Source organism: Donghicola tyrosinivorans (genome assembly GCF_003003355.1).
Lineage (GTDB): Bacteria > Pseudomonadota > Alphaproteobacteria > Rhodobacterales > Rhodobacteraceae > Donghicola > Donghicola tyrosinivorans.
The window spans coordinates 36,997-56,396 of the sequence record NZ_PVTQ01000020.1; the positions used below are offsets into that span (position 1 = coordinate 36,997).

Here is a 19,400-nt window from a genome sequence, read left to right on the forward strand (position 1 = left end):
TAAAACTACAAAATACGAGGCAGCAAAGACTCGCCTCGGAGTAAAAACCGGGAGGATATCATGAACCATTTGAAAACCACCGCTGCGGCGGTGATCGCGACCCTGTGCGCAACCGCTGCCAGCGCCGAAGGCTGCACCATCGGTATCTCGATGAAGACGCTGGACGCGCCCTACTTTGCTGCGCAGGACGTGGCAGCCCGTAAACGGGCCGAGGAAATCGGCTGCACCCCGATCTCTGCTGATGCGGGTAATGACCTGAACAAACAGGTGGCCGACGTCGAGGATCTGGTGGCGCAGGGCGTTGACGCGCTGATCATCAACGTGCGCGACAGTCAGGGTCTGGTCCGCGCCGTGAATGCTGCCGCAGATGCTGGCGTGCCGGTGATCGCGATCGACAGCAGCATTGATGCGTCGGCAAACATTGTGACGCTGGTGCAGTCCTCGAACACCCGCAACGGCATGCTGGTGGGTCAGTGGCTGGCGGATGAGACCGACGGTCAGGATCTGAAAATTGCGCTGCTGTCCGGTGATCAAGGCAACGAAGTTGGTCAAGAGCGCCGTCTGGGCGTGCTGGCTGGCCTGATCGAAGGCCAGCTGAAGAACGGCGGCAAGGCGTCTTATGAGATCGTCGGCCAAGGCTGGGGCGGCTGGGGCAACGAAGGTGGCCTGACCGCGATGGAGGACATCCTGACTGCCCATCCCGACGTGAATGTGGTTCTGGGCGAGAATGACTCGATGCTGCTGGGCGCGCGCAACGCTCTGCGGGCGCAGGGTCTGGAGGACAAGGTGCTGCTGGTGGCGGCTGCCGATGGCCAGAAAGAGGCGCTCGAGCTGATCAAGACCGGCGAATACGGTGCAACTGGCCTGAACAATCCGGCGCAGGTTGCGGCGACCGCTGTGGATATCGCCAAGGGCGTCATTGACGGCACCATGACCGACATTCCCAAAATCACCTACACCGAACCTGCTGTGATCACGCAACAGAACGTTGACCAGTACTACAATCCCGAAGCGGTCTTCTGATCGCCTCCTCTCTGGCGCCCGGACCTTGCGGGGTTCGGGCGCATCCCTTTGACCAGACAGGAGGACGCGATGGGCGATCTGGTTCGGTTAACCGGTATCCACAAGTATTTCGGTGGGGTTAAGGCGCTGCAAGGCGTCGATTTCGATCTGCGGGCCGGAGAGGTCCATGCGCTGGTCGGCGAAAATGGCGCGGGCAAATCCACGTTGATGCGCGTGCTAGGGGGCGAACATGTGCCCACCCACGGAACGGTTGCCATTGATGGCAGTGAAATCCGCTTTGCCAGCCCGCAAGAGGCGATCGACCGTGGCATTGTGGTGATCCATCAGGAAATGGCACTGGCGGGTGATCTGACCGTGGCCGAGAATATTTTCATGGGCCAGTTGCCCGGCGTGATCCGCTGGCCTGATCTACGTCGCCGCGCCCGTGCGCTGCTGGACAGTCTGGGCTTTGATATTTCCCCCGATGCGCTGGCGGGCTCGCTGTCTGTGGCCCATCAGCAGGTGGTCGAGATTGCAAAGGCCCTGTCCAAGAACGCCCGTGTGATGGTGTTCGATGAGCCGACCGCTGTGCTGCCCGTACAGGACGCACAGCGCCTGCTGGCGATCATTGATGACCTGCGCGCCAAGGGCGTTGCGGTCATTTATATCTCGCACCGGCTGGACGAGATCATGCAGATTTCGGATCGGGTCACAGTGCTGAAGGATGGGGCTTCGGTTGCCACACTTGACCGGCAGGGGCTGACGATTGACCGCATGATTTCGTTGATGGTGGGGCGGGCGCTGTCGGATCTCTTCGGTGAAGACGTGCCGCGCAGTCCGGGGGCTGAGGTTTTGAAGGTTCAGAACCTGACCCGCGGCACCGCCGTGCGCGATGTGTCCCTCTCGGTCCGTGCAGGTGAGATTGTCGGTCTGGGTGGATTGGTTGGCGCAGGCCGCACCGAGCTATGTCGTCTGATTTTCGGCGCGGATCGTGCGGACAGCGGTGTCGTCACGATGAACGGCAAGGCGATACGCCTGCGGTCCCCTAAAGATGCAGTTCAGGCAGGGATCGGACTGGCACCGGAAAGCCGCAAGGAACACGGCGTTATTCTGGACACCGCGATCCGCATCAACACCACGATGGCGCGGCTGACGCCTTTGACTCGTCTCGGCGTGCTGAAGGGGCGTAGCGAACGGCAGGTTGCCGAGGATCACGCCCGCGCCCTGCGCTTGAAGGCCGACAGCGTTGAGGCACCCGTATCCTCTCTTTCTGGGGGTAATCAGCAAAAGGTGGTGCTGGCCAAATGGTTCCACGCCGAGGTCAACCTGATGATCTTTGATGAGCCCACGCGCGGCGTTGATGTTGGCGCGAAATCCGAGATTTACGCCCTGATCAAACAGTTCGCGGCGCGGGGTGGGGCGGTGCTTGTGGTCTCGTCCGAACATCATGAACTGTTCGGCCTGTGCGACCGCGTGCTGGTGATGCGCGAAGGGGCGCTGTCCGGCCAGATCCTGCCGCCATCCTATACCGAGGAAAACCTCTTGAAACTCGCCATGCCCGGCGTCGAAAACGCTGCCTGAGGAGAAAGCATGACAACCCTCACAACCAATACCGACCGCCCCCGTCAGGGTGATTTCGTCAAGCGACTGCCCGGCCTTGTTCATACGCTGGGACCGGCGATCATTCTGCTGGCGCTTTTGATCCTTGCGACCGCCATGTCGGACGTGTTCCTGTCCACCCGCAATGTTTTCAACGTCTTGCGCCAGTCTGCGGGCATTGGCCTGATGTCGGTCGGGATGCTGTTTGTCATCCTGACCCGTGGCATTGACCTGTCGGTCGGCTCGGTCGCGGCGCTGGGATCGGTGATCGCTGCGGTCTGGGTTCAGGACTATGGCACCGGCATCGCACTTGGCGCGGCCATCGCGGTGGGCGCGGGCTGCGGGTTGCTGTCGGGCGGGCTGATCGCCTTTCTGAAACTGCCGCCTTTTGTGACCACCCTTGCGGTCATGACCATTGCGCGGGGCCTTGCGCTGATCGCGTCGAACGGCCAGCCGATCCGTATGGGTGCGGCGGGCGAGATGATCACCGAATTCGGCGTTGGCCGCTTGGGAATGGTACCCTATCCGGTGATCCTGATGATCGCGGTCTTTGTGGCGGCGGGGCTAGTCCTGAAATTCACCCGCTTCGGGCGGATGGTCAAAGCCGTGGGTTCGAACGCCGAGGCGGTGCGCCTGTCGGGGATCTCGATCTCTCGTTACCAGATCTCGGTCTATGTGATTTCCGGCGCGCTTGCGGCGCTGGCAGGTGTTGTGTCAACGTCGCGGACAGGGATCGGCTCGGCCACGATCTCGGTCGGGGCAGAGCTTGATGCCATCGCGGCGGTGGTCATTGGCGGCGCAAGCCTGCTGGGGGGACGCGGCGGCGCGATCAACACCTTTATTGGCGTGGTCATTCTTGGGGTCATCGCCAATCTCATGAACCTTGCCAACGTGCCCGGCTATCACCAGCAGGTGTTTATGGGGGCCATCATCATCGGCGCGATGTTGCTGCAATACGGCACCTCCGCCCTCAAACGCTGAGAGACCACATGTATCTGGACAAGTTCAAACTGACGGGCCAGCGCGCCCTTGTGACCGGCGCGGCGCGGGGCATTGGCGCCGCCATCGCCGAGGCACTGGCCGAGGCGGGCGCCCATGTGATCCTGACCGATCTTGGCACTGCTGCGGAACCCACCGCGCAGGCCCTGCGCGACAAGGGCTATTCCGCTGAGGCTGCCGCACTGGACGTCACCGACAGGGCTGCGGTGGACGCGCTGGCCGAAACCGTCGGCGCGCTGGATGTGCTGGTGAATAACGCCGGTATCGCCATCTCTAACCACCCCGCCGAGGATATGACCGATGAGGTCTGGAACAAGGTGCTGGACGTCAATCTTAACGGCACATTCTGGTGCTGCCGCGCGTTCGGAAAGCGGATGCTGGCGCGGGGCAAGGGCTCGATCGTGAACATCGGGTCCATGTCCGCCGATATCGTCAACCGCCCGCAGGAACAGGTCAACTACAATGCCTCAAAGGCCGCTGTACACCACCTGACACGCTCTCTCGCGGCGGAATGGGGCGAACGGGGCGTGCGGGTGAATGCGGTGGCCCCGACCTACATCGAGACCGACATGAACACCTATGTCTATGAGAACGAAGAGATGTATCGCCACTGGATCGGCGGCACACCGATGGCGCGGATGGGCAAGCCGGAAGAAGTGGCCTCGGTCGTGCTGTTTCTGGCAGGACAGGGGGCCAGCCTGATGACAGGCGCGATCGTTCTGGCTGACGGCGGATATACCTGCTGGTGATTGCAAGGGGGCGACCCAAGCGCCCCGATTGGCCGCCTGCTGCAAAGCGGGCGGCTTTTTATTTGGTGATGTGGCGCTGGAGGCCGCAGATGCCCGACGTGCCGCTAGACGTAACGTCACTTCATGCACGGACATGTGGCGTCCGGCTGGCCTGTTGGCACATCCCCGAATTCACGCTTAACTGACCTGAGACCGCAGGGAGAGCCTGACGGCGCAGGGGCATTTCTTGCTTTGCGCCAAGGGTATGGGGGCGGTTTCGGGGAGGGGAATTGCGCGTAATGTTTGAGGATTTAAGGGGAAAGACGGCGATTGTGACCGGTGCCTCTGGCGGATTGGGTCTGCAATTCGCTCAGGTGTTGGCAGAGGCTGGATGCGCTGTGACTTTGGCGGCGCGGCGCAGGGACAAGCTTGAGGCCGCAGTTGCGCAAATCACGGCGGCGGGTGGCGCGGCAAAGGCGGTGTCACTGGACGTGACCGATGACGACAGCGTCGCGCAGGTCTTTTCCCAAGCAAGTTACGACATTGTAGTGAACAACGCAGGTGTGACCTATGACGGTCCCGCGCTGAAAACCGCGATGGATGATTGGCGCCGTGTGCTGGATACGGACCTGACCGGCGTTTTTCGGGTCGCGCAGGCAGCAGGGCAGGGCTTGGTCGCGGCAGGCAAGGGCGGCAGCATCATCAACATCGCCTCGATCCTTGGGCTTCGGGTGGCCGGCAACCTTTCAGCCTATGCGGCGGCAAAGGCGGGTGTGGTGCAGATGACGAAAAGCCTTGGTCTGGAATGGGCGCGCTATGGCATCCGCGTGAATGCCCTGTGCCCCGGTTATATCGAGACCGATCTGAACCGCGATTTCTTTGCCTCGGGCGCAGGGCAGGCGTTGATCAAACGCGTCCCACAGCGCCGTCTTGGCCGCATGTCTGACCTTGATGGGCCGCTGTTGCTGCTGGCCTCGGACGCCAGCGCCTACATGACCGGAACCGAGATCGTCGTTGATGGCGGTCACCTTGTGTCCTCGCTCTAGGAGACCTTTCATGGATTTTACCATTACCCCCGAGATCGAGGACTATCGCCAGCGTATCGCGCAGTTTGTCGCGCGTGAGTTGCTGCCCCTAGAGGCGGATCGGGCGAACTATGACGCCCACGAAAACATCAAGGTGGACGTGCTGAACCAGATGCGCGCCCGTGCCAAGGCCGAAGGTCTGTGGTGCCTTCAGCTGCAAAAAGAAACGGGCGGGCAGGGGCTTGGTAAGGTCGGCATGGCGGTCTGCTATGAAGAGATGAACCGCTCGATCTTCGGGCCGGTGGTGTTCAATTCGGCCGCACCTGATGACGGCAACATGCAGGTGCTGGAAAAGGTCGGGACCGACAAGCAAAAAGCCGAATGGCTGCAACCCATTGTGCGCGGCCATGTGCGCTCGGCGTTTGTGATGACGGAACCCGCACCGGGGTCTGGTTCGGACCCTGCGGGAATGATGCTGACGACGGCCAAGAAACAGGGTGACAGCTATGTGGTGCGGGGCCGCAAATGGTTCATCACTGGCGCTGAGGACAGCGATCATTTCATCCTGATCGCCCGCACCTCGGACGATCCGCGCAAGGGCTTGTCGGCCTTTCTGCATCGCAAGGATACCCCTGGTTTCCGGATCGAACGCCGCATCCCCATCATGGGCCCCGAAGAGCATGGCGGCCACTGCGAGGTGGTCTATGAGGATATGGTGATCCCCGCCGAGAACCTTCTGATGAACGAAGGTGATGGGCTGAAGCTGACCCAGATCCGCCTTGGACCGGCGCGCCTGACCCACTGTATGCGCTGGCTTGGCCTGTCCAAGCGCTGCGTCGAGATTGCCAGTGAATACGCCCAGAACCGCTTTGCCTTTGGCGAACGTCTTAGCCAGCGGGAAAGCGTCCAGATGATGATTGGCGATCTGGCGATGCAGATTGAAATCGGTCGCTTGCTGGTGATGAAAGCCGCGTGGGAATTGGACCGAGGCGGCTTTGCCCGCAAAGAGGTCTCGATGGCCAAGGTGCATGTGGCGAACCTGCTGCACAAGGCTGCCGATACGGCAATCCAGATTAACGGGGCGCGGGGCTATTCCAAGGACACGCCGCTGGAATGGATTTACCGCTACGCCCGTCAGGCCCGCTTGGTGGATGGCGCCGATGAGGTCCACAAGATGGTGCTGCACCGGAACGTGGAAAAAGAGGGCCGCGATTTCTGGAAATGGGACGCAGGCGCATGAGCGACATCGACTTTGACCCAAGCCGTCTTGAGGAGTTCCTGAAGGGCCATTTCGGCGCGGCGGCGCTGGATGTGCAGCGCATTGCAGGCGGCCAATCGAACCCGACCTATTTCGTGACCTACGGGGATCACCGCTTGGTCCTGCGTAAGCAGCCTAACGGCCCGATCCTGCGCGGCGCCCATGCGGTGGACCGTGAATATCGGGTGTTGGCGGCTTTGCATCCGGCGGGCGTACCGGTCCCGCGTCCCGTCCTGTTCCATGAGGACCCCGACCTGCTGGGAACACCGTTTTACCTGATGCAGCGGGTGGACGGGCGGGTCTTTCCCGATGGGGCCTTGGCGGCAGCAGATCCTGCGGAACGCAGCGCGCTCTGGCTGGGGCTTGCGGATGCGATGGCGGCGATGCACGCCGTTGATCCTGAGGCAGTGGGCTTGGGGGACTATGGCCGTCCGGGCAACTATTTTGAACGTCAGATCGCCCGTTGGTCGCGGCAATGGCAGGCCAGCGCGTCCGAGCCGATTCCGGAAATTGACCAGTTGTCCGAATGGCTGACACAGCACCAGCCTGCAGATGATGGGCGCGTCAGCGTCGCCCATGGCGATTTCCGCATGGGCAACGTGATTTTTCACCCGAACGAGCCTCGGGTCGTGGCGATCCTTGACTGGGAGCTATCCACCCTTGGTCATCCGCTTGCCGATCTGGGCTATTGCTGCATGGCGTGGCACACTGCCCCAGAGGAATACGGCGGCATTCTTGGCCTTGATCTGGACGCAACGGGCCTACCGGATGAGGCTGCATTCGTGGCGCGATACATGGACAAAAGCCCGCAGATGGCGCCACTGACGGCGTTTCACAAGGCCTTCGCCCTGTTTCGCTTTTCAGTGATCTGGGTCGGTATCGCTGACCGCGTCCGCCAAGGCACTGCCGCAGGTGCCGCTGGGTCAAACCCTACGTACCTTGCCCGCAGGTTTGCCATCCGTGGTCTTGAGGTCATCGAAAAGGGTTAGGCGGTTTGCATATTCCGTTTTCGGGGGTCGCTGTTGTTGATCAGGCTGACCACATCCGATGCGACGACCAGAATATTGCCCCTTGGCGGAACCGCGACGTAGATCGGCCGCCACTCGGGATAGAATTTGCCCTTGAAGGCACGCAGCCCCTCGAAATTGTAGAACTGGCGACCATGGCGGTAGACCAACGCGCCAAGGCGGGTGGACAGAGTGGCGCCTCTGCGGGCCTCAAGACCGGATAGGGGCGCGTTTCCAAGCGAGAATTCGGCAAAGCCTTCGGCGGCGAAATACAGCAGCAATTCGGTGAACAGGAACTCCATCATCCCCGAGGGGGCGTCATCCGAGTGCCGCATTAGATCAATGGATGCGGTCTGCCGCAGGTCTGTCACCCACAGGTTGGCAAAGGCCACGATCCGTCCCGAATGACGCACTACGGCGATGGGCGCACGGGACAGCACGTCAGGATCGAAAGCACCCACCGAAAAGCCCTTCTCGCCGCCGGTTTTGGTCGTTAGCCATGCGTCAGAGATATCTTTGAGTTGATCCATGAACCCGTCTGCAAAGGGGGGATGCATCACCTCAAAGCTCATACCGTCGCGCAGGGCGCGATTGTGCGATCCGCGCAGGCGCTTGCGCGATGGCCCGTCCAACGAAAAGCCGTTCAGGGGCACAACAGCCTCTTCGCCCATTTTGATCAGGGCAAGGCCCATCTCCAGCCACAGCGGGATCAGCGCTGTCCCGACCGAGTAGAATACCGGATGGCCGTTGGCCGCGTAGGCCGCATCATGGAAGGTCCAAGCCAGCTGGCGGAATTCTTCGGAATCGCCGAAGGGCTCGTGCAGGGCAATCCAGTTGCGGCCTTGGATGCGGTACATCAGGGCGCTGCGAGCACTGTCAGAGAGCATCAGGCATTTGTCGCCGGTCAGGGCGATGTTCATCGCAGGATCTGGTTGGCCCATAACGATGGGGCGCACCTGCTCAATCTCTTCGGGGGTTGGCAGCGTGTTGGACATGCTGCCGGGGCGCAAGCCAAAGATCAGTAGTGACAGGCCCAGAACCATCACCCCCACCAAGGCTGCCCGCAACGCCCGCGGTGCGCTTTGGTCGATGGCGAACTGCCACCACAACTCATGAGCGTAGGGGGTGGCCTTTTGAGCGAAGAACAGCATCAGTACCATCGCGACCATCAGGCCAAGGATCAGCAATGACCAACGCATGCTGAAGGTGTCGCGGGTCAGACGCGTGGTGCGAAAAAACTCGCGCCGTGTGGGCCACAGGATCAGCGCCGCGATTGTCAGAGTGACCGCCCGTTCCACGTCCAGACCGTTGGCAAGGCTGGCTGCAACACCGGCCGCAAGAGCGATCATCGCAAGCCACCAAGCGCCCGCCATCCGCCGCAGCAAACCGTTCGAGATGACCAGCATCGTCGCGCCAAGAATACTGGTCATCAACGCCCCCCCTTCAAGCACGGCCAAGGGGGTCAGGAGTTCTAGGTTCTCGGTCAACTCTGAGGTTGGCGGTACAAGAGACGACACCATCAGGAAGGCGCCAGAGGTCAGCATCATTGTGGCCATCGCCACCGGTACCAGCGCGCTGATCGAGCGGGTCAGCGGGGCAAGGCGCTGCATCACCGGTCCGGCAACACGGCCAGAGGCCAAGCGCGCCTCGGTCACAGCGATCAGCAAAAGCGCCACACAGAAGGGCAGAAGGTAGTAGCACAGTCGGTACAGCAGCAGGCCCGCCGCGGCATCCACCACCGGCACCGACGGAGGAAGGGCGGCGATGATCACCGTTTCAAGAACACCCACACCGCCGGGAACGTGGCTGATGACGCTGGCCATGATTGCTGCGGCATAGACGGCAAGGAATGTGGTGAAGCCAAGATCAGACGGAGGCAGCAGCAGATAAAGGGTCGAGGCCGCGAACATCAGGTCTACGGCGGTCACCAGAAATTGTGCGGCCATTGCCTGCGGCGACGGGGTGCGCAGGGTGAGGCCGCGCAGGCTGATCTCGGACCCGCGAAACGCCATCACGAACAGAAGGCCCAGACAAAGCAGCACGATGGCCACCGAGCCCATACGGATCACGTCGGGCTCAAAGGGCAGAATGTGGGCCAGTGCATGGGGATGCACTGCCAAGGCGCCAAAGCCGATGATCGTTGCGCCGACCCCGAATGAGACAGACGCGAAGGTCGCAACCGCTGCGATATCAAGGGCCGAAAGTCCAAGCCCCGAATAGATGCGGTACCGTACCGCGCCCCCCGTAATCGGCCCCGCGCCGATCGTGTTGCCCACCGCATAGCCCAGAAAGCTGCCCAAAGCGACGACCGGCGTGGGCAGGTCTTTTCCAATATAATGCAGCGCGGAACGGTCATAGCCGATCAGGGCAGCATAGCTGCAGAAGGTCGTTACCACCGCAAGCAGCAGGATCGGCCAAGGGGTGGAGCGCGCCCTCGACATCACTTGCTTCAGATCTACATCCGCCAACAGGTGATGCAGCGCCAAAGCGCCGCCCGCGAAAAGGGCGGCGGTAACCAGCCAGGGCACGATCGGTTTCAGGCGTTGCCATACGCTGGCTGCGGCGGGGGATAGTTCAGTCATTCTAGTTCACCTGTGGCGGCGTCCCTGATGCAACGCGCGGCTATGTGGCAGATGATATGAACTTCGGGAATTTACAATGCTTTTGCCTTGGCCAGACATTACCGATCCCTAATGTTTGCGTCATGCACGCGAAGGGTGGCGACCCCAACTTTAGTCCAGACACAGACAGAGAAGGAGTTTCTGTGATGAAAAAGGTAAAAGTCTGGACGGCAGATGTTCTGGTCGCAATCGTTCTGGTCACGGGTTTCGGCTTTAGTCTGATGGCGATTGGCGGCGCGCTGGTTCTGGGGCTGATGATCGCGGTCGCCATGAGTCTGGCTGGCCCCCATCTGTTGGCCGAGGCGGAACGGCGCGCGTCTGACCTGCGGGCACAGGGCGCGCGGCGGGTCGATCCCGAAGCGGTCTATGAGGACCACGGACACTCACCGGCCTGACATTGATCGTCGGGCGTTCGCATTGGATCAGTGAAGCAAAGGCCCGGAGGACATTCCTCCGGGCTTTTGCATGGCGGCGCGGCGGTCTCGTAAGAAAAGCGCAGATTACCGAACCGTAATGTTCGGATAAGGTAATCGCGCAAACGCCTCTGTCATGAAAACGCAAGTTGAATGACAGGAGCCCCCGATGATCGATGCATCGCATGACATCCCCGCTATTGCCCTGCGCGGTCTGAGCCTGCGCTATGGGCGCCATGTAGCTTTGCACCCTTTGACCCTAGATGTGCCAAAAGCCGAGGTCTTCGGGTTTCTTGGCCACAACGGCGCGGGCAAGACCACCACGATCCGGCTCTTGACCACCTTGTTGGCGCCGACCCATGGCGCGGCGCGGGTGGCGGGCTACGATATCACCACCCAAGCGATGCAGGTGCGGGCTAATATCGGGTATCTACCTGAAAATGTTCGGCTTTATGATCGCTTTTCCACCCGCGAGAACCTGACCTTCTTTGCGCGCCTTTCAGGGGTTCAGGATGCCCGTCGCCGCGTGGATGAGGTGCTTGAGCGTCTGGGTATCGCAGATTTGTCGAACCGCCGGGTCGGCAGCTTTTCCAAAGGCATGCGCCAGCGGGTAGGTCTTGCGCAGGCGATCTTGCATGACCCGCAAGTTCTGTTTCTGGACGAGCCGACCTCTGGGCTTGATCCTGTGGGTGTCCGGCACTTGCGACAGATGATCGATCAGTTGCGGGCAGAGGGCATGACAATTTTCATGAACACCCACCTGCTGTCGGAGGTTGCCAGCAGTTGCTCCTCGATCGGGGTGTTGGCCCACGGACGGCTGGTGTTCCATGACAAGGTTTCCGCCATCGCGGGCTACGATGAGCGCCGTCTTGAAGAACTGTATGTCAGCGTGGTCCGGCAGGAGGATGCCGTATGACCGTAATGCTGATCGTCCGGCAGGCGTTGTCGGGGATTGTGCGGGATCGCGGCGTGCTACTGCTTGTGGCGATCTTTGCCGCGCTGGTGGCCGTCTCGGCCTTTCTGGGATGGTCCGCGACCAACGCGGTGAATGCGATCTATGGACAAGCGGTGGACTGGCTGACGGCGCAGGGCGCTGTGGTCCCGCCGAACCCCATGCATCAGACACCGCCTCTTGCCAGCTTGCGGAACCTGCCGGTCTATATCTCGTTTCTTGGGGCTTTTACCGCGATTGTGATCGGGCAAGAGCTGGTCGAGACCGAGCGCCGCGCAGGGGTACTGCCACTGATCGGTTCGCGTCCTGTCCCGCGCGGACGTGTTGCGGTGGCACGCATGTTGGCGCTGCTGATCGCGACGTCATTCCTGACAACCGTGGCAGGAGCCGTGGCGATACTGGCACTGCTTAGCCTGCCCTTGCAGATGCGGGCGGCGGACTGGGGTGCGTTGGCGTGGGCGCTGTTGCTTGGCTGGACCTATATGAGCGCCTTTGGTCTGCTGGCGCTGGGGTTTGCAGCGCGGTTGCAGGGCACTGCGGCGGGGCTGCTGGCCGCTACCGTGGTTTGGCTGGCAATTACCTTTGTGCTGCCGGCTCTGACCGGCAACGTGAACCCGACGGCGGCGATCAATCCGGTTTCAGCGCTGGCTCTTGTGCCCGATACGCCGTTTTTCCACTGGTCTTCGAGGCTGCTTGGTCCTGTCTCGCTCTCAGAGGCCTTCGGTTGGCTTGACGCCCGCACGATGGGCTATCTGCCCGAGGGTCTGGCCCCCCGCGCGCCCTTGCCGCTGCTGGGGCTGTGGCTGGCCTTTGTGGGCAGCGCGGCTTTTGCCTTTCACGCAAACAAGACACTTGATCTCAACGGAGGCCGCGATGCCTGACACCCTTTCTCCTATGGCGCGAATGGCCACCATTGGTCTGCGTGACGCGCGTGAGGCCCTGCGGGACGGGTTCGTCCTGGTGGCCATCGCGGCGCTAACGCTGGCGGCGCTGGTCTCGTTCGTGACAGGGGCTATCGCTTTGAATGGGGACGCGGCGACCTATGCCCAAGCCAAGGCATTGCTTCTCAAGCTGGGTAAGGATGTGTCTGTTATCGCTGCGCCAGAACTGTATCCGCTCAAGCTCTTGCGCGGCACGGTCGAGCAGATCGAGATCATGGGCGCCGTGATTGCGCTGGTGGCAGGCTATCGGGCGGCGGCCGCGGAACGGGGCAGTCAGGCTCTGGCGCTAATCCTGACCCGTCCGCTGCACCATTGGCAGTATCTGGCCGCGAAACTGGCAGGCGGCGCTGGCCTTGCCGCCGTATTGCTGGCCGTGGTTTTCACAGTGACGGGAATGCTGTTGCCTTGGGTGTCCGGCGTTGCGTTGTCCGCTGGCGATGCCCTGCGTCTGGTCATCGCGTGGGGGGCAGGCGTTCTTTATCTTGCCGGCATCTATGCGATGGGTTTCGGGCTGTCGCTTTGGGCGCGGTCTCCGGCGGCGGGTCTGATTACGGCCTTTGCCCTGTGGCTTATGGTGGTGCTGGTTGCGCCCCAGATCGGCGACACGATGGATCCGGACAATCAGGTTGCGGGGGGCATCTATGCGCAACTGTCTGTGCCCAAAGCCGAACAGGACCGCATCAAAGCCGGTTTCGCCCTCTATGAGACCATTCGCGGTGGGATCGAGCAGGCCTCGGTCACCAAGCACTACGAGCGTCTGACCTTTGCGGTGCTTGGCATCAAGGACAGCTACACGGGCAAGCCGCTGGGGCCGATCCTGACCGAAAAGCGTGGCGACCTGTTGTTTCTTCTTTTCTTCACTCTGGGCATTGGCGGCGTTGTCCTGCTGCGCCCGATCAATCCCGACCGTCTGACCAAGGAGACCTAACCATGAAGACGTTCACCCCCTCACTTGCGGCGCTGTTGCTGATTGGCGCACTGACACCGGCGCTGGCCGCGAATGCGGATACGGATAACGACGGCATTCCCGACCTTGCCGAGCCGTTGCTGCACACCGACCCGATGAACGCCGACACGGATGGCGACGGGATGGATGATCTTGCCGACAATGATCCTGTTCTGGCTGCCAGCCCGATTGTGGCCGGTGGCGCGGTAGCCACTTTCCGGATTGGTGAGTTGCTGGTGGAAAACAACGTTGATCCGGTCGCACATAAAGACGCCCCTGACCATCTTGAGGTTCAGGTGATCAACGACGGCAGCACAGAACTGACCGGCTTCACGCTGTTCTACACCTTTACCGATGCCGATAGCGGCGCGACCGAGGCTTATGTGGTCCATCCTGCCGTCTCGATCCCCGCCGGTGCAGAGGCGCGGATTCACGTGGATGACGGCACGAAGGCGGGGCATTTGCGGGCCAACCCGAACTCGATCTATTTGACGTCGGTTGCGGGAAAACATGTGACGGCTGAGTTGCAAGTGGCAGGTATGGCACCGGTCAGCGCCACGGTGGAAAAAGATCCGGGCGGTGCAGAGGTTGCCGACTGAACGCAGTTCAATTTGCACTTTTCCCAGAAGCAAAGGCCCGACGGATCATCCCGTCGGGCCGCTTTGCTTTTGCCGGAACGCATGGCGCTGAGTGGTGTTAAGCGGGATGCACCGGTCTGATTTGCGGGGCAGGGCACGCGCGCAGATTGCCTGTTAGGCGGGAAACACCACCGTCACCACAAGACCCGGCGCTGCATCATCCAAGTCCAGTTTTGCCCCATGCACATCCGCGACGGCCTTGGCCAATGCCAGCCCCAGGCCCGAGCCGAGGGTTGAGCGGCTGGCCTCTAGCCGGACAAGGCGTCGCAGCACCTTCGCGCGCTGTTCGGGCGGGATGCCCGCGCCGCCATCGCGCACCGAGAGGGTCCGCGCAGCCAGCGACAGATGGATATCGGTTCCGGGCGCGTGGCGCAGGGCATTTTCCACAAGGTTGGCGATCAGGCGCGATAGCAGGTGACGATCCCCGATCACGGGCAGCGGTTCAATGATCGTGCAGGTCAGCCGGACGCCTGCATCCTCTGCGGCGGCCTCATAAATCTCGGCCATGTCCCGCACCAAGGCGGCCAGATCAATGGCCGAGAAGCCGTCGCGGCCTTGGCCGCCCTCTAACTGGGCGATCTGAAGCAGGGACTCAAAGGTGGCGATGATCTGCGAAGTCTCGTCTCGGGTCTGGTCCAGAAGGCCGCGCGCATCGTCGGTCAGTTCTGTCTCTCCCAGTCGCTCCAACCGGACGGCAACGCGCTGGATGGGGGTTTTCAGATCATGGGCAATATCGGCCCCGATCTGCCGCAATGCGCCTGTGGCCGCCTCTTGGGCCTCGGCCATGCGGTCAAGGTCGCGGGAGATGTCGCCAAGGTCGGTGTCAGGATGGGGCGCACCAACGCGGGCCTCAAGTTCCCCGCCTGCCAGCGCGTGCAAGGTACGCCGGATCGCCTCGACCCGCGTGCTGGTCCGCCGCACGACGACGATCCCGATGGCCGAGGTCAGAAGCAACGCAGGCAGCAAGGCAAAGCCCAGAATGGCCACGAAAGTTTCGTTCAGTTCCGCGATGCTGTCCCGCCCCACCGCGACCATCAACTGCCCCGGCGCAAGATCGGTATGGCGTACCAGATAGCTGTCGGCCAGCGGTTCAGGCAGACCTGTGTCTTCGGCGTCGATCAGGCCTTCGGGCAAGGGGCGGACACTGGCAACGGTCTCTCCGTTCAGCTCCAGTCGCAGCAATAGGCTGCGCAGTTCCGAGGCGACGACGATCTCGGTTGCGCGTTCCAGACGCTCTGCAGGTTCAGGAATGGCCCGCAAATCCTGCATCACCTGTTCGGCCCGCAGCGCGACATCGGCCCCCAGAGCATCGCGCATGACCACATAAGCGATCCCCAGACCCGCTGTCATGAACAGGGTAAAGACGGCGATCAGGATTACCGACAGTCGCAGCGGGGTCGAACGCAGGCGTTTCATTCGACGATCCGGTAGCCTGATCCGCGGACGGTCTCGATCAGGGTGACGTCAAAGGGCTTGTCCACCTTGGTGCGCAGGCGGCTCATATGGGATTCGACCACATTGGTCTGCGGGTCGAAATGGATGTCCCAGACCCCTTCCAGCAGCATGGTGCGGGTCTGCACCCGCCCCTTGCGCCGCAAGAGGTGTTCCAGCAGAGCAAATTCGCGGGGTTGCAAGTCAATCAACTGGCCTGCCCTGGTCACCCTGCGGGTCAGCAGGTTCATTTCCAGATCCTTGACGCGCAGCACTGTGGGTTCATCCGCGGGTGGCGGCCTACGTGACAGGGCGGTCAGACGCGCGGACAGCTCGCCGAAGGCAAAGGGCTTGGTCAGGTAGTCATCCGCGCCCGCATTCAGGCCGTCGATCCGGTCCTCGACCCCGCCAAGGGCGGTCAAGAGCAGCACCGGCACCGGATTTTTCGAAGCACGCAGGGTCCGCAAGATCGACATGCCATCCACATCGGGCACCATCCGGTCCAGCACCATGACATCATAGGTGCCGCTCATCGCTTGTATCAGGCCATCGCGGCCATTGCTGATCAGGTCGACCACATGGCCTTCGGATTGAAGACCGGATGCGATGTAGTCGCCGGTGGTGGGATCGTCTTCGATCACAAGGATATGCATGTTCTCTCCACGAAGTCAGGGCGGCAGGGCAGACCTGCCGCCCGAAAGCGGTCTAACCGATCAAAGGTTTGGTGTCAGTCTTCGTCATGCCGGTCCCCATCGTGGCCATCCTTATCATGCCTGTCCCGCGCCTTGATCACCTGTTGGGCCGAGCCATCAGCGGGATTCACAAACCACATCTGCATAGCGTTCGACGCATCCGCGATTTCGACCATATAGCCGCCGCTTGCCTGATCCTCGGCGTCCCATTCAGCCGCAAGGGCCGTGCCGCCACTTGTGGTTTGGGCGAGATTGACGGCCTCGGTCAAAGTCATACCGCTGGACAGTGCACGCGTGGCTTCCTGTGCGTCGGACATTCCGGCTTTTTCGGTGCCGGCCATCGCAGTGCTGCTGATGCTTGCGGCCAGAACCAGCGGGATCAGCGCGGCGGAGGTGATGCGTTTCATTAGGTCTTCTCCTGTTTGGGGCCCGACAGAGTGCCGTGACCTTGTGGTGAACAGGTGGGCCTCGGTGTGTGGCGTTGCCTGACCCATAGATTGAATATCCGTAATGCGGATCGAGGTCACATTACGCTTTCACAACCTTTTCATAAGATAGCGGTGCGGAGAGGGGATCAAAAGCGGACTATCGCAACCTCCAATGAGGCATTCCTCGTGAAACAAATTCTTCTCGCCGCCGCGCTTGTTGCCGTGCCGGTGGCCGTCTTTTCCGGCGTCGAACATTATATTATCGGCACGCAGGCCACCGATCAGCAGGCAAGCGCCCTGTCCCCCAGCTTGGGGGATGTCTCGGCGTTCGAAGCCATTGTCACCGATACCCAGACGATCGCCCGAACGGGCGATCTTGTTGCGGCAGAAAAGCGGATCACTGATCTGGAAACCAGTTGGGACACTGCTGCGGCCGCGCTACAGGCAAAGGCTCCGGCGGCATGGGGCATGGTGGATGCCAGTGCTGATGCGGCCTTTTCCGCTTTGCGCGCCCATACCCCTGATCCAGCGAAGGTCGAGGCAGCACTGAGTGCGCTGGCAGCTACCCTCAGTAACCCTACGGCTGACATCACGGCCAGCGCCGTTGTCCAGACCTTGAATGGCATAGCGATTACGGATGCGGCCGGGCACCCGCTGCCCTGCGAGTTGATGCTAAGCGATCTGCGCGACGGCCTTGCGGCCAACCGCGCGCCTGCCAATGCGCAGCAAAAGATCGCTGATCTGCAAGCCAAGTCCACCGAGCGTTGCAATGCCGATGACGACCGCCGCGCTGACGATTTCTCGGCTCAGGCGCTGGCCCTTCTGACCCCCGGATCTGCACAGGTGACCAAATGAACACGATTGATGCACGGATTGACATGAACTTCGGTCGTCAGACCAACCCGCTGAACAAGCTGCCCGAGGTCACAGCGGCCTTCTGGTTGATCAAGCTGATGGCCGTAACCATGGGCGAAACCGCAGCCGATTATCTGAACGTCAACCTCGGGCTTGGCTTGTCTGCGGCCTCGCTGATGATGACGGTGATCCTGATTGGCACGTTGGCGCTGCAATTATCTCATCGCCGCTATGTGCCGTGGGTGTACTGGCTGAACGTGGCGCTGATTTCGGTGGTCGGTACACTGCTGACCGATTACCTTGTGGACAACCTCGGGGTCAGCCTAGTGACCTGTACGGTTACCTTCAGCGCCCTTCTGGCCGCAACCTTCGCGGTCTGGTGCCGGATCGAGGGGACTCTATCGATCCATGACGTGGACACCGCCCTGCGAGAGGCCTTTTACTGGCTGGCCACCCTGCTGACCTTTGCTTTGGGCACTGCGGTTGGCGATCTTGTGGCCGAGCAGTTCGCCCTTGGCCTTGATGGCATCCTTTCCTTCTGGCTGATCTATATCCTGACGCGGCCGCTTGGCGCCTCGTTCGGGGATCTGCTGTCGCAGCCGGTGGTTTACGGCGGGATGGGGTACGGTACAATCATGACCAGCCATGGTTTTCTGGCTGTGATCGCCATCACGTTCGGCGCCATGACCATCATGCAAGCGCGGCAAAAATAACCGATGTTTCCTAGTGTTGAAGGGCGGCCTGATTGGCCGCCCGCTGAAGTTTAGTTAAGCCGCCAGCTTCACGAGCTGTTCAATGATGTCGGATGCATTCGCACCAGTATAGTTGGTTACCATTTCGCCAGTCTCTTCGATCAGCTTGGCGAGCTTTTTGAGCCCTTCATAGCCGTCACCGAGAAGGTTCATATGTCCAACCAGGTTCTTCAACTTGGTTGCGAGACCGGTCGACTTCGGATTCTCGACTTTCGACTGCAGTTCATCTCGTACTTCGGCCAACAGTTTTTCGACTTCGGGATTGGAAGTGCGCGCCTGACGTGCAGCGTCTGCCAGATAGGTCGCCAAAGTTTGGTTGATCGCATTGACCAGTTCGGGATCGGTGCTGTTGTTGTTCGTAATAGTGAAATTGTTCTGGATATTAGTAACTGATTTCCCACGGGAATAGTCATACGAGATGTTTGTCACGCTGTTGATAAGTAGCTTTCCGTCGTCGGAGCCTGAAAACACATCAAAAACTTCGTTAAAGGCTTCTTGGCAGCGGACTTCGTTATCAAAATAAATTACAGCGCCTGAATTGCTGACAGGTGTCACCATGATCCCATGTCTACGAGGGGGTAGTGCCAAGCCGCATCCCCACATTATAGCATAGATTATGATCGGCCAAATTGCATCAGTTAGTGTGACGCCTGAGTAGTAACTTTGCGACATTGCGAAGTAGTAGGCAATGTAAAATACCAGCGGGATGGCCGATAGAAATTGGGCGAGGCCAATGAACTTTCGGTTTTGTATATCTTCAAAGCACTTCTTTGCATAGTTCGCACACGCCATCGCGCCAAGTGCAACAAAAGGCGCCGCTACGGAAAGGGTGGCATTCGTTGCAATGGCTAGAATAATAGCAAGTGCGAATTGCAGCAGACGAATTTTCCCAAGGTGCTTGCTGTCCCTTGAGGACATTCCTGTCATCATCTCAATCGAGGAGATGTAATGACCCACTGATTTCCTGCTCATGCTATAAAGGAAGAAAGTAGCCATGAGTAAGAGTATGGACGAGACTGTCAAACGCTGGACAGCCAAGCGAAAGACCGCCCTGGTGATCGAGATCATTCAGGGCAAAACCACGGTGGCGGAGGCCAGCCGGACCTATGATCT

At 60.8% G+C, this 19,400-nt stretch carries 19 protein-coding genes; 14 read left to right on the forward strand and 5 right to left on the reverse strand.

Annotated features, from left to right (window positions below):
* The first annotated feature begins 60 nt into the window (after positions 1–60).
* From CLV74_RS19375 to CLV74_RS19405, 7 genes are all read left to right on the forward strand, one after another.
* On the forward strand, positions 61–1,023 hold the full coding sequence (locus tag CLV74_RS19375; protein ID WP_106268123.1) for a substrate-binding domain-containing protein: 963 nt from the start codon (positions 61–63) through the stop codon (positions 1,021–1,023).
* 69 nt (positions 1,024–1,092) lie between these two features.
* Entirely contained in the window at positions 1,093–2,583 is a 1,491-nt protein-coding gene (locus CLV74_RS19380; RefSeq protein ID WP_106268125.1) for a sugar ABC transporter ATP-binding protein, read from the forward strand.
* Positions 2,584–2,592: 9 nt separating this feature from the next.
* Complete coding sequence (locus tag CLV74_RS19385) at positions 2,593–3,582, forward strand: ABC transporter permease (RefSeq protein WP_106268127.1); 990 nt, start codon at positions 2,593–2,595, stop codon at positions 3,580–3,582.
* Positions 3,583–3,590: 8 nt separating this feature from the next.
* Positions 3,591–4,349 (forward strand): SDR family NAD(P)-dependent oxidoreductase, encoded by a 759-nt coding sequence (locus CLV74_RS19390; protein ID WP_106268129.1) that lies wholly within the window; start codon positions 3,591–3,593, stop codon positions 4,347–4,349.
* A gap of 278 nt (positions 4,350–4,627) precedes the next feature.
* The gene (locus CLV74_RS19395; protein WP_106268131.1) at positions 4,628–5,374 is read left to right on the forward strand and encodes an SDR family NAD(P)-dependent oxidoreductase; all 747 of its coding nucleotides are present in this window, start codon (positions 4,628–4,630) and stop codon (positions 5,372–5,374) included.
* A gap of 10 nt (positions 5,375–5,384) precedes the next feature.
* A complete protein-coding gene (locus CLV74_RS19400) occupies positions 5,385–6,593 on the forward strand; it encodes an acyl-CoA dehydrogenase family protein (protein ID WP_106268133.1) in 1,209 nt (402 codons plus the stop codon).
* Entirely contained in the window at positions 6,590–7,600 is a 1,011-nt protein-coding gene (locus tag CLV74_RS19405) for a phosphotransferase family protein (RefSeq protein ID WP_106268135.1), read from the forward strand. Before CLV74_RS19400 ends, CLV74_RS19405 begins: the two co-directional genes overlap by 4 nt.
* Here CLV74_RS19405 and mprF read toward each other — a convergent pair.
* Positions 7,597–10,200 carry a bifunctional lysylphosphatidylglycerol flippase/synthetase MprF gene (mprF, locus tag CLV74_RS19410; protein ID WP_106268137.1) on the reverse strand — a complete coding sequence of 868 codons (2,604 nt, stop codon included), beginning with the start codon at positions 10,198–10,200 and terminating at the stop codon, positions 7,597–7,599. The two genes, CLV74_RS19405 and mprF, sit on opposite strands and share 4 nt — an antisense overlap.
* Positions 10,201–10,385: 185 nt before the next feature.
* Between mprF and CLV74_RS19415 the strand changes: the two genes are divergently transcribed.
* The 5 genes from CLV74_RS19415 (at position 10,386) to CLV74_RS19435 (ending at position 14,090) form a co-directional block, all read left to right on the forward strand.
* Positions 10,386–10,634 carry a hypothetical protein gene (locus tag CLV74_RS19415; RefSeq protein WP_106268139.1) on the forward strand — a complete coding sequence of 83 codons (249 nt, stop codon included), beginning with the start codon at positions 10,386–10,388 and terminating at the stop codon, positions 10,632–10,634.
* 187 nt (positions 10,635–10,821) lie between these two features.
* A complete protein-coding gene (locus CLV74_RS19420) occupies positions 10,822–11,568 on the forward strand; it encodes an ABC transporter ATP-binding protein (protein WP_106268141.1) in 747 nt (248 codons plus the stop codon).
* Positions 11,565–12,485 (forward strand): ABC transporter permease, encoded by a 921-nt coding sequence (locus tag CLV74_RS19425; RefSeq protein WP_106268143.1) that lies wholly within the window; start codon positions 11,565–11,567, stop codon positions 12,483–12,485. The genes CLV74_RS19420 and CLV74_RS19425 overlap by 4 nt, the downstream gene beginning before the upstream one ends.
* Positions 12,478–13,473: an ABC transporter permease gene (locus CLV74_RS19430; protein WP_106268145.1), complete on the forward strand. Its 996-nt coding sequence runs from the start codon at positions 12,478–12,480 to the stop codon at positions 13,471–13,473. Before CLV74_RS19425 ends, CLV74_RS19430 begins: the two co-directional genes overlap by 8 nt.
* Before the next feature lie 2 nt (positions 13,474–13,475).
* Positions 13,476–14,090 carry a hypothetical protein gene (locus CLV74_RS19435; RefSeq protein ID WP_106268147.1) on the forward strand — a complete coding sequence of 205 codons (615 nt, stop codon included), beginning with the start codon at positions 13,476–13,478 and terminating at the stop codon, positions 14,088–14,090.
* Positions 14,091–14,243: 153 nt separating this feature from the next.
* On the opposite strand, the gene CLV74_RS19440 is transcribed toward CLV74_RS19435, so the two are convergent.
* The 3 genes from CLV74_RS19440 to CLV74_RS19450 form a co-directional block, all read right to left on the reverse strand.
* A complete protein-coding gene (locus CLV74_RS19440) occupies positions 14,244–15,545 on the reverse strand; it encodes a HAMP domain-containing sensor histidine kinase (RefSeq protein ID WP_106268149.1) in 1,302 nt (433 codons plus the stop codon).
* Positions 15,542–16,213 carry a response regulator gene (locus CLV74_RS19445; protein ID WP_106268151.1) on the reverse strand — a complete coding sequence of 224 codons (672 nt, stop codon included), beginning with the start codon at positions 16,211–16,213 and terminating at the stop codon, positions 15,542–15,544. Before CLV74_RS19445 ends, CLV74_RS19440 begins: the two co-directional genes overlap by 4 nt.
* A 74-nt stretch (positions 16,214–16,287) precedes the next feature.
* The gene (locus tag CLV74_RS19450) at positions 16,288–16,659 is read right to left on the reverse strand and encodes a hypothetical protein (RefSeq protein ID WP_106268153.1); all 372 of its coding nucleotides are present in this window, start codon (positions 16,657–16,659) and stop codon (positions 16,288–16,290) included.
* A gap of 207 nt (positions 16,660–16,866) precedes the next feature.
* Between CLV74_RS19450 and CLV74_RS19455 the strand changes: the two genes are divergently transcribed.
* On the forward strand, positions 16,867–17,535 hold the full coding sequence (locus CLV74_RS19455; protein WP_106268155.1) for a hypothetical protein: 669 nt from the start codon (positions 16,867–16,869) through the stop codon (positions 17,533–17,535).
* The gene (locus tag CLV74_RS19460; RefSeq protein ID WP_245888618.1) at positions 17,532–18,248 is read left to right on the forward strand and encodes a COG4705 family protein; all 717 of its coding nucleotides are present in this window, start codon (positions 17,532–17,534) and stop codon (positions 18,246–18,248) included. The genes CLV74_RS19455 and CLV74_RS19460 overlap by 4 nt, the downstream gene beginning before the upstream one ends.
* A 54-nt stretch (positions 18,249–18,302) precedes the next feature.
* Here CLV74_RS19460 and CLV74_RS22620 read toward each other — a convergent pair whose 3' ends face one another.
* A complete protein-coding gene (locus CLV74_RS22620) occupies positions 18,303–19,244 on the reverse strand; it encodes a hypothetical protein (RefSeq protein WP_146134986.1) in 942 nt (313 codons plus the stop codon).
* Positions 19,245–19,400: the final 156 nt, after the last annotated feature.